Raw genomic sequence first — 14737 nt, forward strand, 5'->3', positions numbered from 1 at the left:
TCCCCTGGCCTTTCATGAGTTTCACTTTACGGAGCGCCGAAGGATATTGCGATAAATCGGAAATAAGTTTTGCGTTAAAAAATTCTTAACCACGTATTAACGCCGCTGGTCAAAGAGCTGTTCGAGGCATTACAGCGATCAAGCGCCATCCAGCTCGAGCAACCAGGCATTGACGACCTCCGCCGCCTCTTCAGCGCTCATCCTCAAGTCAACGGCCTGAGCAGCCGCAAGGTAATCGTTAGCCCAATGTGGATAGACAACGACCTTCGTAGGCCATACCCTCGGTTCACGATCGGCCTTCACCGCCTCTTTCGCACGGGCTTCGAAAATGTCGACGACGGCACGCTTGATATCCGACTTAGAGGGATGCCCTGTCGAATCGGAAAGCTGCTTGATCAGCACGAGGTCGACCAGGTCTCTCGGTCGATTGTTTCGATACCCCTTGTCAGGGTCATGAGGATCGGTTGCCGCATGAATTTTTTGAGCCGCTTGATAGCACATGGCCATACCGACAAGCTTTTCCGGAGTAGGTATGCCAAAACCCTCAAGCGACGGCGCGGCGAAAGGCTCCTGGGCTGAACCCGCCATGCCTTCATCAGGAGACACTTCCACTTTAATCTTGCGCCAGGTTTTGTTCCTCAGAGAAACGGTTACGACGAACCTGCGCGGGCAGATGCTTTTGCCTGGCACCCTAATCTGCTCAATCTCCGAACGAGCGAACTCGAACGGCCCCCAATTTCCGCTTACGAACCGCTCGTCCATCAGTTCCAAGAATTCGTCCAAATCCCCACGGACTATCCCGTCGATATCTTTAGTGGCTCTTGAAGCGAGGCCGAACACGTGCTGGAGAAGCGTGCCGCCCTTCAGCGAGAACCTGCACGCATTGTCATCATCGACCACTTGTTGAAGCATGGCGGTTATAACCGTCGAAGCGATGAGCCATCTCACCCTTCCACTCGCAGCAATACCGAAATCAGCTTCGGCATGATCGATCCATGAGTCTAGAACACCAGCGTTTCTGGGCTCTTTGCCTCGGGGCTTCATGCCGGCCATCAGCTCATGAAGGCTCTCCTCTTTGTTCTTGCTCATCAGCTCCCCCTACCGTCGCTTCGAACCGCTCGGCCTCCCTTTTTCCCAGCAGCCCCCTTTTCCTGCCGTTTTCGACAGCCTGCTCCAACAAGTAGCGCGGCGTTCCGGTAGCCGCGCACTGCTCGATCGCAGTAGCCAGCTTTACGCAGCGCATCCCTTCCCACCAACCAACTTGTTTCGCGTCCACCGTTTCATAATGGATCGCATAACCCTCGCCGCCCTTCCTACGAATCCGGCGCCCGCCATCAACTACTACATGTATCGAAGTGGGATTCACATCGCAAACATCGTACGCATCGAGCGCCGTTTCATGGCTGAGCGCAGCTTCGTCGCACCCCGTCCACAAGAGCGCCAACATGAACCTATCGAAGCTCGACGGAGGTACTTGGGGAACGCGATAGACGCTGCGAACGACGCGCTCGAGCCTTCCTCTTTTTACAAGCATGGCCAGAGAAGGCGCACTTACCCCTGCTTCTTCCGCTTGAGCAGTCGTCACGAACCCGTACTGGTCTAGAGCCACTTCGCGAAGACGATCTATGTCGAATACAACTTCATTCATGTCAAAATATTAACACGGTGTGAATATTTTGACAAACCAAAGCTAGGCTCGCAAAAAGTAAACACGGTGTTCACTTTTTTGCAAGCTTGTTGCTCCGCGGAAGCCGAAGCCGCGGCAGCGGCTCTCACTCCAAGGTGTCGGCCATCTTGTAGCCCACCCGCTGGACGGTAAGCAGGTACTTGGGCTCCGAGGGGTTCTCCTCGATCTTCTCGCGAATCTTGCGGACGAACACGGTGATGTTGTTCGTGGGCTTGCAGTCGGCATCCGACTCGCCCCAGATGTACTCCTGGATCTGGCTGCGCGTGAACACCTTGCCCGGATGCGCGGCCAGAAACGCCACGATCTCGAACTCCTTCGTGGTCAGCGCCACCGGGCGCCCCTTCACGCGCACCTCGTATTCGCCGAACCGCACCTCCAGCTCGCCGATGCGCGCCACGCCCTCGCGGTTGCGGCAGCGGGCGAAATCGATGGTGTCCTTGTGGCGACGGATGTTCGCCTCGATGCGCAGCAGCAGCTCGGTGGAATCGAACGGCTTCGTCACGTAGTCGTCGCCGCCGGCGCGGAAGCCGATGCTCTTGTCCACGATGTCGCACTTCGCAGACAGGAAGATCACCGGGATGCGGCGGCCCTGCTCGCGGATGCGCGCGCAGAGATCGAAGCCGTTCGTGCCCGGCAGCATCACGTCCAGCAGCAGCAAATCGGGATGCTCGCTGGCCAGCAGCTCCAGCCCGCTTTCCGCATCCCTAGCGCCGCAGAACGCGTAGCCGTTCGACACCAGCAGCTGCTCGAGCGCTTGCCGCAGGTTGTCCTCGTCGTCGATGACCATGACCTTATACATCGTCCTCCCCCTCTATCTCGCCCACGATCGCGCTCGCGGGAATCGTGATGACGAACCTGCTGCCGCGACCGAGCTCGCTTTCCACCGACACGGCGAACCCTTGCATGTCGCCGTATTCGCGCACCAGTGCCAAACCGAGGCCGCTGCCGTTGTACTTACGCGTGGACGTGCTGTCCACCTGCACGAACCGCTCGAAGATGCGCGCCTGGTCCTCGGGCGCGATGCCGATGCCGTCGTCCACCATCGACAACGTCACCACGCGCGCCTCGGCGTCGTACGCCACGCGCAGCTCGATGGAGCCGCCGTCGGGCGTGAACTTGATGGCGTTGCTGGCCAGGTTCTCCAGCATGCGCGTCGTCTTCTCGTAGTCGCCGTTGACCAAGGGCACGTCCGACGCCACCTTCGTGCTGAACGACACCTCGTACTTGCGCGCCAGCGGAGCCATGGTGCCCTTCACCGATGCCGCCACGTCGCCCAAATCCATCGGCTCGCAGGTGGCGCGCATGCCGCCCGCATCCGAACGCGCGATGTCCAGCATGTTGTTGATCATGTTGAGCAGGATGCGACTGTTCTTCTCGATCTCCTCCCACGAGCGACGGTCGTGCTCGTTGGCCGGGTCGCACGCCTCGCGCGATATCTGCGCGAACGTGATGATGGACGTCAGCGGCGTGCGCAGCTCGTGGTTCACCATGCTTAGCAGGTCGGACTTGAACTGCGTCTCCTGCGCCAGGTCGGCGTTAAGCTGCTCCAGCTTGTCGCGCTGGCGTTCCAGCAGGGCGTTCGCCTCGCGCAGGTCCACCGTACGCTCCTGCACCTGCGATTCCAGATGCTCGTACATGCCCCGCAGCTCGCCCGCCATGTCGTTGAAGCCGGCGATGAGGCTCCTCACTTCCTTCGCGGCGAAGCGCTGGCTGACGGACGCGCCCAAGCGTCCCTGTTTCAGCTCGCCGAACGCCGCGTGCATGCCGCCCAACGGCCGCAGCACGAACACAGTGGTCACCACCAAGATGACCAAGCCGATGAACACGGTGATCAACAGGAAGTACGCCATGTCTCGGATGACGTTGCCGCGCATGGCCGCCTGCTGCTGATCGAGGGGGATCACGATGCTGATTGCCCCGCCGACCGACTCGAGCGTCCAACCTTCCTTCGCGTGGTCGGTGATGTCGAGCTCGCCGACCGGCTCGCCGTGGCATTCGAGGCAGCTGTCGTCCACTTCGAGCGCTTGCAGGTAGCGGAACCGATCCTCGCCGTCGAACGGGGCCACGCCGTAGTACTCGGTCACCGAACGATCGGCGTTGAACGCCTCGAGCGCCTTCGTCTCGAACTCGTCGGGAATATCCTGCTCGCTGCGCGGGTCGAAGTTCGTGTACCGGATGTGGTAGTCGCTGCCCGCCGAGAACAGCCGGCCGACGCTCTTGCCCACCACCGAGCAGTGCAGGCCCTTGAACTCGTAGCCGCCGCTGGACGAATTGTTGATGATGCTTTGGGAGTTGTCCATGAACTGCCACACCGCGTCCATCTCGCGCGCGAACGTGCGCGCTTCCTCCAGCATGGCCTGCTCGGTCTGCCGCTGCTGCGAGTACAAATCGAACGCGACGAACGCGAAAAACGACACGGCGAACACCGCCGTCAGAGCGGCAAGATAGATGGTCTTCAGACTGAAAGCATGCTTCCCCATGAGCGCCCCCTACGCTGCGTTCGGAAAAATTCGCAGCGTGCAAGCACCGTAGCATAATCGTCTGATCGAAGCAAAGCTGCGACAAGGAATCAGCGACCTGGGGAAACACATGCATTCGCATCGCTCATCTGGCTATTATGATCTCGTTGCTCAAAGAGCGAAAACCTCAGCGCTTCTTGCGCGGCCTGCCCTTTTTGGGCGTTTTTCCCCGGTCGGAGGCTTTTTCGCCGCGCATGCGGCGAGCCTCTTCGCGGCGCGCGCGCAGGTCTTTCGTCTCCTGGCGAAGCGCCTGGTACGATGCGTAGCGCTGTTCGCTGATATCGCCCGACTCGACGGCGGCGCGCACGGCGCATCCCGGCTCGTCCTCGTGGCTGCAATCGCGGAATCGGCAGCGCTCGGCCGCCTCCTCGATATCCGCGAACGCTGCGCCGATGCCGGCATCGGCCTCCCACAGGCCCAGTCCGCGCACGCCCGGCATGTCCATGATGAAGCCACCGCCGGGAATGGCCACCATCTCGCGGCTCACCGTGGTGTGCCGGCCCTTGCCGTCGCGGTCTCGCACGGGGGTTGTTTCTTGCAACTCGTGTCCTACCAGCATGTTGATCAGGCTCGACTTCCCCACGCCGCTTTTGCCGATGAGCACGGCCGTGGTGTTCGGCGGCACAAGCGCGCGTACCGCTTCCACGCTGGAAGGATCGTCGGCCGACACGACGACGGTCTGCACGTCGGGGCCGGCCAACGCGCGCACGCGATCGCGCACCGACGCCACTTCGGCATCGCTTTCGGCGAGATCGGCTTTCGTCAGCACCACGGTCACGGCCGCACCCGTCTCGTAAGCCAGCACCAGCTCTCGCTCGAGCCGCCTCACGTTCACGTCTGATAGCGGTTGCGCCACGAACACACGGTCGAAATTCGCAGCCAGCACCTGCGGGAGCGCGCGTTCGGTGGGATCTTTGCGCACGAACGCGCGCGTGCGCGGCAGGATACTCTCGATGATGCCCTTGTCATGGCCCTCCGGCACGGTCACCTCGACGAAGTCGCCGATCACGGCGCGCACTTCCTCGCCTTTCACCAGCGCGGTGGCATGCTCGCAACGCACGAACGACCCCTCGTCGGTGCGCACGAGCGGATATCCTCGATCAAGCTTGACGACCTGGCCTCTTTGCAAAAGCCCTCCTTCGAGTCACGAACAGCGCGCCTACCGCTGCCGTTCCCTCAGCCAATAGAACACGCCCAGCATCACCAGTCCGACGACCACCACGACAATGCCCGGAACGAACGCGTTGAAGTCGAACTCGTCGGGATGGCGTTCGCCCGGCGCGATGACGGTCACCGCCTCCGCATGAAGGTCGCTCTGGCCTTCATGATCGGCGCACACGAGATGGAACGTGCCACGCACTTGCAAGATGGTGCCCGTAGTACCATACTCGCCGAACGTGTCGATCTTCGATGCCGATTCGTTGCTCATATACACCGAGATCGTCGCAGAATCGCCCTGAGAGGAAAGCGTGATCCACCGATGCCTCCCCGACACGCCGGCACGGATGCTGTCGCCGATGACCTCGCCTGTTACCTGCACGGTCTGATTGTCGTAATAGGCATCGGCGCCGCTGAGGTCGACGATGGACGTGTCGTAGATGAACGAGCTGTCGGGCAGTTGCTGCGTGTTCACCGCATTGTCGCCCTCGGCAGGCTCATCGGCATGCGCGGCAGCCGGCAGCGCAAACACCGCCGCAAGCAGCACGGCCAGCACCGCGACGAAACGCACGAACGCAATCGGCAGCGGCAGCGGTTGACGGGTTCCCCACCTCATGACTTCAACACCCGCCTTTTCGGATTGAGCGACACGATAATCTCCGCCACCAGAGCCAACAGGGTGACGAATTCCAGACGACCTGCCCACATCTGCGCGATGTAGAAGAGCTCCAACGACGGAGACATGCCCGGAGCGGCAAGCCCCGACGACACGCCGCCGTTGCTGGCCATGGCCACCGATTCGAAAATGGCCTGCGGCGCCTCGTAGCCATGCGCGATGCCCACCAGCGTGCCCACCGCGTACGTGGCCACGTACAGCACGAACACCGTCATGGCCTCCTTCACGACTTCCGGCGAAAGAATGCGCCGGCCCACATGGTTGTACGACACCACGACGCGCGCCGAATCGGGCGCGAGCGCCTCCTTGATGGTAGCGACGATGGACTTCATGATGATGCCCATGCGGCTGAACTTCAAGCCGCCCGAAGTGGATCCGCCGCTGCCGCCCACGGCCATGAGGATGGCCAGCACGAAGAAGGCGCCCGACGACAGCGCGGTTGTCAGCTCGTTGGTGGTGATGTTCTGGAAGCCGGTGGTGGAGAACGCCGATATCACCATGAACAGCCCGCGTCGCAACATGGCAGGCAGACTGGAAAACTCGGGGCTTGCGCTGAGCGAGGCTGCCAGCACGCATGTCATCACGGCCAACCACAGCACCATCGTGCGGATTTCCAGATCGCGGAAGAAAACCTCCACGTGCCCTTTCCACATTTCGGAGTGCAGAACGAAGTTGATGGAGCCCAGCAACATAAGCAACATGAGCACGATCTCGAGCGGGAACCAATGATAGTACATGACGCTCTGGCTCATAGGGGCAAAGCCGCCCGTAGTGAAACCCGAGATGGCCAACCACAGCGATTGCAGGAACGCGCGCAGCGGTTCCATGCCGAGGAACAGGCACATGGCCGTGAGAATCACCGTGGCGACAAAGATCATGCCCATGCCGATCTTCGCGATGAACTGCGTGGTCTGCACAACGTTGGGCACCACATGTTCGCTACGACCCTCGGACATGTACAGGCTGGCTCCAGCGCGTTTGCCGAACAGACCGAACGACAACGCCACCACGATAAGACCGAAACCGCCCAACAGGTGCATCATGAAACGCCACATGTTGTCGGCGTTCGACAGGTGATCGAGATCGACGATGACGCTTGCGCCTGTGGTGGTCAGACCCGACACGCCGTCGAACAGGGCATCGAGGTAGCTGAGGTAATGGCCCGACAGGTACAGCGGCACCGCCGCCACGAACGCGAGCACGATCCACGCGAACCCGGTAACGGCGAGCGCCTGCTGGCGATTGAGCCGACCCGGATCGATGCGCAGGAACCGCAGCGCCGATCCGACGATAAGCGCAATGCCGATGGTCAGCAGATAGTGCGTCGCAGGAGTCCACTCAGCGCACGCAAGAGCCGTGACGAACGGCACCAGCAGAGCAAGGCTGGAGAAGAGAACGAGCACGCCGAGATAATGGCCGATGACCCGAACGTCGTACAATGTGAACCGTTGCCACATTCTGCGTCTACCTTTGCCTCGAACCGCGCAAACGGGCGAGTGTTTCGATGTCGATCAACCCAGCACGATCCTTACCAAGATGATAAGCGCCCACAGCAGCAACAGGAAGCACGACAGCGACAGCAGCACCACGCTGTAACCCAGCAGCGGCGTCTCGATGGCCTGTCGGATGTCCTTGTTCCTTTTGCGCATGCGGGTATTCTAGTACAAATGGCCGCTGTGCGATACGCCCGGCGCGGCAACAGACACAATGATGATGACTTGGGCGCCGCGAGGCTCGCAGGAAGGCCGTTCGACGCTCTCCATAATAAAGTTTACACGCGTAGCTATCGAAGCACGCATGAGCAAGGTATAATCCCACCATTCTTTGATCATTCGATCAAAAAACGCGAAGAGGAACGAGAAAGGTACGATCATGGCTCCTGAAAACGACATCGATTACTCGCTGTCGCGCGTTCCTGATGAAGCGAAACAGCCATTTTGGCGGATTCTTTTCATCAGGATCGGCGCGATCTGCTGCGTATCCCAGCTCATGTTGGGCGCGGCACTAGGCTACGGCCTGACGTTCTGGGATGCCTTCCTGGCAACCATGCTCGGCTCGGTGCTGCTTCAGGTGGTCAGCTGGGCGCTGGGCACGGCGGCCGCGCGCGAAGGCTTGTCCACCAGCCTGCTGTCCCGCTGGACCGGGTTCGGCAAGGTAGGATCCGCCCTGTTCGGCGGCGTGGTGGCTATCTCCATGGTGGGCTGGTTCGGCGTGCAGAACGCGGTGTTTGGCCAGGGCATGGCTGAAATCGTCCCGTTCACAGATTTCCTCGGCACGCAGGAGATCCTGCCCGGCATCATGGCTGGAATCACGCCCGAGTACATCTTCTGGGCCATCATCACCGGCCTGGGCATCACGCTGCTCGTGGTGTTCGGCATCAAGGCCATCGCGAACTTCGCCACGGTGTTCGTGCCGCTGTTCGTGATCGTGGTCATCGTAGCCGCAGCCATCATCCTGCAGAACCATTCGCTGACCGAGCTTCTCACCACGGCCCCTCCGGGACCGGCGCTGTCGCTGGGCGCGGCAACCACCATGGTGGCGGGCGGCTTCATTGCGGGCGCCATCTGCACGCCCGACTACGCGCGATTCCTGAAGAACGGCACCCAAGCATTCTGGATGACGCTCATCGGCACGTTCGTGGGCGAGCTGGGCATGAACCTGCTTGCCGTGCTGCTGGCGCACGCCATGGGCACCGAGAATATCGTCGACATCATGATGGGCACGTCGGGCATCATCGGCGTCATCATCGTAGTCGCCTCCACGGTGAAGCTGAACGACATCAACCTGTACTCGTCCAGCCTGGGCTTGGCAACCATGATCAACGCGCTGTTCAACAAGGCCATCAGCCGCAACGGACTCGTGTGGGCGCTCGGCATCGTGGGCACGCTGCTGTCGGTCATCGGCATCATCAACTACTTCACTAACTTCCTCACGCTGCTGGGCGTGGCCATCCCGCCCGTCGCCGGCATCATGGTGGTGGACTACTTCATCTTGAAGCGCAGCCGCGCGACGCTTGACGCTTCGCGCGCCAAGGGCGAGCTGCCCGAGAAGGTTGAGAAGTGGAACCCCATCGCCATCGTCTGCTGGATCGCCGGTTTCGCCGTGGGCGAGGTCACCAGCATCATGAACGCGGGCATTCCGGGCCTGAACTCGCTGATCCTGGCCGGCGTGCTGTACTGGATCGTGATGAAGGTGTACGCCTCCATGAAGAAGGTGGACACCGTTACGTTCACGGAAACGGACCAAGTGCTGTAAGGCTCGCCGCAGCGCAACGCGGCGGGCGGCAAGCGGGGCGGACGAAGCGAAAAGCACCCCTCTCTGTCGCGAAAGCCCTGATCAGCAATGCAAAGCCCCCGATGTTTCACGTGAAACATCGGGGGCTTCTTCGTTATTCCAGATCAAGACCGTTGTCCTCGCAATACAGAGCGCATGATGCAAGCAACTCGTCAAAATCATGTTCGATGACGGCCCATATTATCTCGCGATCGACATCCCCGTAAGCATGTGCGAGACGATTCCTCACACCCAGCACTGCATGCTTTTCGAACCCATAGCGCTGCGATACCTCGTCGGAAAGCCGCCCGACTTCCTCAGTGACACGCAGCACGCGATTCATGATGCCTTCTGCGATCAGATCATCTTCGTCGTTGTCAGGATCGCAAAATCGAGAACGAGTGAACTCGAGCGCGCGCAGCTGACGCTTGGTCTGCAAAATTATGTCGTGGATCTCCTGAAGACGAGATAAGTCATCGCGCTTCGCGTTCATAAACCAGCTCCTTATCCCTCTCTATGGCCGCAGCCAAGCCCTCCTTTTTAATACGATCAGCGGAAACCACGTCGACCTCGCGCCCGGTAGCCTGCTCGATGCGCTTCCCGAACTGCGACACATCATGCAAGTTGAAGGACATGCCATGGTCGTATTCGATGCGGACGTCGACATCGCTATCCGAACCGAACGTACCCCTCGCGAAAGAGCCGAACAGGTACGCGCGCTCGATTGCGGGGAACTCCGAGGCGGCTTGAGCAACGGCTTCGCGCACGAAAGCAGCCTCCTCGGATCGATCGCCTCTTTTTTCCAACAGCATGCCTTTGATCTCCGAAAGCTGCTCTTTGATTTCGACAAGCTGATCCAAACGAAGCTCTCCCCGCTCCGCATCCATCCCCCTGCGAAGAAAATGAAGGAAAGCATCTGTCTTGCTCATCCGATTTTCGCTCGCATACCGATCCACAGATTCGACCACCTGAACGGGAAGCCGCAGCGACAAGGGCACGCGCTTCGGCGCACTCGAATTGGAATCGGTTTCGAAATAGTCCATGCTCGCCTCCGTTCGTACGCTGATCATGAGGTCACTATAACAATTTTGTATTGCAATTGCAATACAACCAGTTTCGGCAAGCGACTTGAAGGGAAAGGCGCGAAGGGCCTACAGCGAGGAACCTTGTTCGCACAAGCGAGGGTTTTCACCGCGAAAGCCCTGCTCAGCAATGCGAAGCTCCCGATGTTTCACGTGAAACATCGGGGGCTTCTTGCTTTGCGGCGACGTCTTCAGACGCAAGATCCTGTGTCGGACTTCGTTTTATGGGAGCAGCACCAGATCGTAAAGGTCGGGGCGACGGTCGCGCAGGTAGGGGCTGCGCTGGCGATAATCGACCACTTCGTTCAGGTCGAGCTCCACATGCAGCACCCCTTCGGCCTCTTCGGCCAGCTCGGCCACCACGTGGCCGCGCGGGTTGCACACCTTCGTGTGGCCCGGCATGACCAGCTGATCCTCGACGCCGTAACGGTTCACGGCCGCCACGAACGCAGTGTTCTCTAGCGCGCGGGCGGGCGCGTTCACGTCCCACACGTCCATATCCTCCTGGCACCACGCCGAGGGGCACAGGATAAGATCAGCCCCCTGCAGCGCCAGCATGCGCGCGACCTCGGGGAAGCCCATGTCGTAGCAGATCATCACGCCGATGCGCCCGAAGTCGGTGTCGAACACCGGGCAGTCGCAGCCGGAGCGGAAGTAGAAGCGCTCGAGCGCCCACAGATGCTGCTTGTCGTACGTGCCCAGAAGCTCCCCCTGGCGATCGATGACGACCGAGCTGTTGAACGGGACCCCAGCCATATCGTACGCGAGCGCGAGGCCCGCCACCACGTAGCAGTTGCCTGCGCGGGCAGCGTCTTGCAGCGCACGCACCGTGGGGCCGTCTACCGGCTCGGCCAGTTCGGGCACGTGAGGGCCGACAATGTTCAGCTCGTAGCCTGTAGAGAACAGCTCGGGCAACACCACGAGGTCGGCGCCTTCGGCAGCCGCCTCGGCGATCATCCGGCACGCCTTTTGGGTATTCGCTGCCGGATCGCACAGCACGCTCTCGAACTGAACCAGTGCCAAATGCACCGTGCGGCCGCCAGCCGCTTGTTTCGTTTCGGTCATGGGTTTCTCCTTCAACGCCTCAAACCGTTTCGCTGCATTATCTCATGATCAAAGCGCCTTGCACGCCCTCAGTTGAACCAGCGCTAGAAACGCGTCGGAATACCGGGCAAGGTACGTAGAAATAGCATTGGAACCGCGTGGAATCTGTGCGAGATTCGAGCGACTTTCCATAGTGATGCGCGCCATCGAGACGTAAGACGAGCTGCCTATACTATATAGCGCGGATGCAGCGAAGGCGGCGCGGTGCCTCTCCCCCTCATAATTTTGATGGATGGAGGTGAAGACCGTGACCGCTTGGGATTTTATGGTGCTGGCTAGTGCGCTTTTGGAGTTTGTTTCTCGCGTCATCGAGCTTATTTTGGTGATAAAAGAGGCGCTCCTAACCCATCGGGGAAAGGAGCGCAAACACTAAACCCAAACCGCCTGAGCGATCCGATAGCCGTGGGGAGTCTAGCCCCTCCCTGCGGCTTACCTCATTATACAAGCAACGCGTACGCGAGCCAAGGCAACGACGAACCGACAAAAATCAGTTAAAGCATCAGATCGCCGACGGCTTTGACGCGAATGCAGAGCGCATCGCCCAGATAGGCCATCGGGATGTCCTCGACGTCGACCACTTCCACGGTGCTCGGATCGGCGCCGGCTTCGATGGCCTCGTCGCACGCACGCTGCTTCGACTCGGCAAGCGCCTGCTCGCGCGGCGTCTCGGTCAGCGAGAACACCTTGGCGATCTGGCCGGACACCTGCGCGATGGCCGAACCCACCGCGTTCGCCACGCCGAAGTTCTCAGGGCGCAGCACGTTGTCCGAGCCTTCCAGCTGGTCGGGCGCCAGGATGGAGCCGCCGCCCACGAGAATCACCGTCACGTCGCCGGCCGAAGTCTTCATCGCGTCCACCGCGTCCTCGATGATGCGCGTGATCTCGGCATAGGCCGCGTCCACGAGCGCCGGCTCGAGGTCGGCCACCAGCGTCGGATCGCCCACGCCCTCGGCCAGGCCCTTCGCCACCACGATATCGGTCGCAGTCAGCGTGTCGCCGCCGAAGCACCGCGCCTTCTTCGTGACCAGGTAGCCCACGCTGTCGGGGCCCACCGTCACGCTGCCGTCCTCCAGCTGGCGCACGAGCGAGCCGCCGCCGAGGCCCACCGACACCAGGTCGGGCATGCGGAAGTTCGTGCGCACGTCGCCGATTTCCACGGCCACCATGCTCTCGCGCGGGAAGCCGTGCGCCAGCACGCCCACGTCGGTGGTGGTGCCGCCGATGTCGACGACCACGGCGTCCTTCTCCTGCGTCAAGAACGACGCGCCGCGGATGGAGTTCGTAGGCCCGCACGCGATGGTGAAGATGGGGTAACGCTTCGCGTAGTCCACGCTCATGAGCGTGCCGTCGTTCTGGCCCAGGTACACAGCCACATCGGCGAGGCCCTCAGACGCGAGCGCCGCCTCGAAGCTGTCGGCCGTCGTGCGCGCCACGTCGTACAGCGCCGCGTTCAGGATGGACGCGTTCTCGCGCTCGAGGAAGCCGAGCGACCCGATCTCCGACGACAGCGTGATGGGGAAGCCCTCGCCCAGCTCCTCGCGCAGAACGGCGGCGGCGCGCTTCTCGTGCGCGTCGGACACCGGCGAGAACACGCTGGTCACGGCCACGGACTCGAAGCCCTCTTCGCGCACGACGCGCGCGACCTCGCGGATCTCGTCTTCCGACAGCGCGCTGATCTCGCGACCGTCGAACTCGTTGCCGCCGTGCACGAGGAAGTCGCGCACGCGCATGGCGTTCTTCAGCTCGTCGGGCCAGTCAGCCATGCAGCTGATGGCCGTCGTGGCCGGAGCGCCCACGCGCAGCGCGGCCACCTTGTTCAGGCGCTTGCGCTCGACGATGGCGTTCGTGCAATGCGTGGTGCCCAGCATGGCGAACCCGATGTTGCGCGCCTCGTCGGCACCGATCTGGGTGATCACCTCGTGCATGGCGGCCACGATGCCGCTCATGACGTCCTCGGTGGTGGGGCTTTTCGTCGCGGCCACCAGCTTGAGGTCGCCGTCGATGACCACCGCGTCGGTGTTCGTGCCGCCCACGTCGATACCCAGACGCCAGATGCGCTTCTGATCTGCCATTACGCCTGCACCTCCTCGTTGTTCATCGCGGCGACGCGCTGCTCAACCGGCACGTAGTCGATGTCGTAGCCGAACGCGCGCGGCCCTACCACGGCCAGGCCCTCGGGCGTGCGCCACTGCGGCGCGCAGGGCATGCCCACCACCACAATGCGAGCGCCGTACTTCAGGCCCTCGGTAGTCACGGGCGAGCCGGACTCCATGTCCAGCGACATGATGAGGTCGGGCGACGTGGTCACCGGCTGGCCGTCGCGCAGCGCGATGAGGTTCTCGTTCTGGAACTCGATGATAAGCTGGCTGCCCTTGTCCTGGTCGAGCCCGTCCACCACGGCGCGACCGCGCACGAACATGCCGTCGGTCTTGCGCTCGACGTCCACCACTTTGCCGCGGAACAGGCGAAACCCGTTCGTCACGTTCAGCACGGCCTCGATGGGGTCGGCATGCTGCTCGCGCGCCTCGCGCAGCGTGCGGCCGATCTCCTCGCACAGCGTAGGCGTGTCGGGGATGCAGTAGTCCTTGAGCTGGCGCCCCGTGCACGGATACGACGCCAGGATGGTGTAACCGCCCATCACCGACGTGGCCTGGCGCGAGATGCGCTCGAGCCACTTGTCGTCGATCGCGCGCACCGTGACCGTGTTGCCCTTCTCATCGGCCATGACGGCGGGCTGTCCCTTCACGCCGTTGATGCCCAGCGTGGTCATCTGCAGCTCGGGGAACGCGCGGCCCATGAGATCGCAGTCCACCACGGGGATGCGGCGCGTGGCCGCCAGGATGAACGGGATGGTGGAGTTCACGCCGCCGGCTTCCACCGCGTAGATGGCGTACGGCTCCTGGCCCAGCTCCTTCACCAGCTCGTCGTACGTGGCCATGGGCTCCAGGCCGCTGCAGATCTTCTCCACCATGATGGTGGGGGCGCCCATCATCTGGGACACGCACACCACGGCGTCGTCAGGAACTTCGTCGGGCGAGATGAGCTCCACCTCGCCGTACTTCTTGATGGCCTCGATGGCCATGAGCTTGCCGACGTACGGGTCGCCGCCCCCGCCGGCGCCGAGAACCGTCGCGCCAAGCGCCATGTCCTCGATCTCTTTGATGCCGATTTTCCTTCTCATGATGGAATGGAACCTTTCGTCGAAGATGCTATGAACCGCATTGAACCGTATTATCAT

14 protein-coding genes are annotated in these 14737 nt (G+C 61.6%); 1 reads left to right on the plus strand and 13 read right to left on the minus strand.

Annotated elements, in window-relative coordinates; genetic code table 11:
* Positions 1-138: 138 nt before the first annotated feature.
* The 8 genes from ELEN_RS15290 to ELEN_RS16385 form a co-directional block, all read right to left on the minus strand.
* Positions 139-1089, minus strand: a complete 951-nt coding sequence (locus tag ELEN_RS15290; RefSeq protein ID WP_035584585.1) for a nucleotidyl transferase AbiEii/AbiGii toxin family protein — start codon at positions 1087-1089, stop codon at positions 139-141.
* The gene (locus ELEN_RS15295) at positions 1058-1648 is read right to left on the minus strand and encodes a type IV toxin-antitoxin system AbiEi family antitoxin domain-containing protein (protein ID WP_015761520.1); all 591 of its coding nucleotides are present in this window, start codon (positions 1646-1648) and stop codon (positions 1058-1060) included. Before ELEN_RS15295 ends, ELEN_RS15290 begins: the two co-directional genes overlap by 32 nt.
* 124 nt (positions 1649-1772) lie before the next feature.
* Entirely contained in the window at positions 1773-2486 is a 714-nt protein-coding gene (locus ELEN_RS15300) for a response regulator transcription factor (protein WP_009305406.1), read from the minus strand.
* A complete protein-coding gene (locus ELEN_RS15305) occupies positions 2479-4167 on the minus strand; it encodes an ATP-binding protein (RefSeq protein WP_009608487.1) in 1689 nt (562 codons plus the stop codon). Before ELEN_RS15305 ends, ELEN_RS15300 begins: the two co-directional genes overlap by 8 nt.
* A gap of 166 nt (positions 4168-4333) precedes the next feature.
* Positions 4334-5335, minus strand: a complete 1002-nt coding sequence (gene rsgA / locus ELEN_RS15310; RefSeq protein ID WP_009608452.1) for a ribosome small subunit-dependent GTPase A — start codon at positions 5333-5335, stop codon at positions 4334-4336.
* Positions 5336-5365: 30 nt separating this feature from the next.
* Positions 5366-5980 (minus strand): hydrolase, encoded by a 615-nt coding sequence (locus tag ELEN_RS15315; RefSeq protein ID WP_009305409.1) that lies wholly within the window; start codon positions 5978-5980, stop codon positions 5366-5368.
* Positions 5977-7497 carry a TrkH family potassium uptake protein gene (locus tag ELEN_RS15320; protein ID WP_009305410.1) on the minus strand — a complete coding sequence of 507 codons (1521 nt, stop codon included), beginning with the start codon at positions 7495-7497 and terminating at the stop codon, positions 5977-5979. The genes ELEN_RS15315 and ELEN_RS15320 overlap by 4 nt, the downstream gene beginning before the upstream one ends.
* 54 nt (positions 7498-7551) lie before the next feature.
* Complete coding sequence (locus tag ELEN_RS16385; RefSeq protein WP_009608455.1) at positions 7552-7689, minus strand: hypothetical protein; 138 nt, start codon at positions 7687-7689, stop codon at positions 7552-7554.
* A 223-nt stretch (positions 7690-7912) separates the two neighbouring features.
* On the opposite strand from ELEN_RS16385, the gene ELEN_RS15330 reads away from it, so the two are divergent.
* The gene (locus ELEN_RS15330) at positions 7913-9295 is read left to right on the plus strand and encodes a purine-cytosine permease family protein (RefSeq protein ID WP_009608478.1); all 1383 of its coding nucleotides are present in this window, start codon (positions 7913-7915) and stop codon (positions 9293-9295) included.
* Between the two features lie 133 nt (positions 9296-9428).
* Here the strand turns inward: ELEN_RS15330 and ELEN_RS16045 are convergent, their stop codons facing one another.
* The 5 genes from ELEN_RS16045 to ELEN_RS15355 form a co-directional block, all read right to left on the minus strand.
* The gene (locus tag ELEN_RS16045) at positions 9429-9806 is read right to left on the minus strand and encodes a HepT-like ribonuclease domain-containing protein (RefSeq protein WP_015761521.1); all 378 of its coding nucleotides are present in this window, start codon (positions 9804-9806) and stop codon (positions 9429-9431) included.
* Complete coding sequence (locus ELEN_RS15825) at positions 9787-10356, minus strand: nucleotidyltransferase family protein (protein WP_015761522.1); 570 nt, start codon at positions 10354-10356, stop codon at positions 9787-9789. The genes ELEN_RS16045 and ELEN_RS15825 overlap by 20 nt, the downstream gene beginning before the upstream one ends.
* A 261-nt stretch (positions 10357-10617) precedes the next feature.
* Positions 10618-11460 carry a nitrilase-related carbon-nitrogen hydrolase gene (locus ELEN_RS15345; protein WP_009305412.1) on the minus strand — a complete coding sequence of 281 codons (843 nt, stop codon included), beginning with the start codon at positions 11458-11460 and terminating at the stop codon, positions 10618-10620.
* Positions 11461-11990: 530 nt separating this feature from the next.
* Positions 11991-13571, minus strand: coding sequence for a hydantoinase/oxoprolinase N-terminal domain-containing protein (locus ELEN_RS15350; protein WP_015761523.1), 1581 nt, complete (start codon positions 13569-13571; stop codon positions 11991-11993).
* On the minus strand, positions 13571-14680 hold the full coding sequence (locus tag ELEN_RS15355) for a DUF917 domain-containing protein (RefSeq protein WP_009305415.1): 1110 nt from the start codon (positions 14678-14680) through the stop codon (positions 13571-13573). Before ELEN_RS15355 ends, ELEN_RS15350 begins: the two co-directional genes overlap by 1 nt.
* Positions 14681-14737: the final 57 nt, after the last annotated feature.

It is taken from the genome of Eggerthella lenta DSM 2243, assembly GCF_000024265.1.
Classification (GTDB): Bacteria; Actinomycetota; Coriobacteriia; order Coriobacteriales; family Eggerthellaceae; genus Eggerthella; species Eggerthella lenta.

Bases quoted from the DNA above. Each gene is read 5' to 3' on its own strand.
- ELEN_RS15290 (WP_035584585.1), bottom strand. From the start codon at position 1,089: ATGAGCAAGAACAAAGAGGAGAGCCTTCATGAGCTGATGGCCGGCATG.
- ELEN_RS15295 (WP_015761520.1), bottom strand. From the start codon at position 1,648: ATGAATGAAGTTGTATTCGACATAGATCGTCTTCGCGAAGTGGCTCTA.
- ELEN_RS15300 (WP_009305406.1), bottom strand. From the start codon at position 2,486: ATGTATAAGGTCATGGTCATCGACGACGAGGACAACCTGCGGCAAGCG.
- ELEN_RS15305 (WP_009608487.1), bottom strand. From the start codon at position 4,167: ATGGGGAAGCATGCTTTCAGTCTGAAGACCATCTATCTTGCCGCTCTG.
- ELEN_RS15315 (WP_009305409.1), bottom strand. From the start codon at position 5,980: ATGAGGTGGGGAACCCGTCAACCGCTGCCGCTGCCGATTGCGTTCGTG.
- ELEN_RS15320 (WP_009305410.1), bottom strand. From the start codon at position 7,497: ATGTGGCAACGGTTCACATTGTACGACGTTCGGGTCATCGGCCATTAT.
- ELEN_RS16385 (WP_009608455.1), bottom strand. From the start codon at position 7,689: ATGCGCAAAAGGAACAAGGACATCCGACAGGCCATCGAGACGCCGCTG.
- ELEN_RS15330 (WP_009608478.1), top strand. From the start codon at position 7,913: ATGGCTCCTGAAAACGACATCGATTACTCGCTGTCGCGCGTTCCTGAT.
- ELEN_RS16045 (WP_015761521.1), bottom strand. From the start codon at position 9,806: ATGAACGCGAAGCGCGATGACTTATCTCGTCTTCAGGAGATCCACGAC.
- ELEN_RS15825 (WP_015761522.1), bottom strand. From the start codon at position 10,356: ATGGACTATTTCGAAACCGATTCCAATTCGAGTGCGCCGAAGCGCGTG.
- ELEN_RS15345 (WP_009305412.1), bottom strand. From the start codon at position 11,460: ATGACCGAAACGAAACAAGCGGCTGGCGGCCGCACGGTGCATTTGGCA.
- ELEN_RS15350 (WP_015761523.1), bottom strand. From the start codon at position 13,571: ATGGCAGATCAGAAGCGCATCTGGCGTCTGGGTATCGACGTGGGCGGC.
- ELEN_RS15355 (WP_009305415.1), bottom strand. From the start codon at position 14,680: ATGAGAAGGAAAATCGGCATCAAAGAGATCGAGGACATGGCGCTTGGC.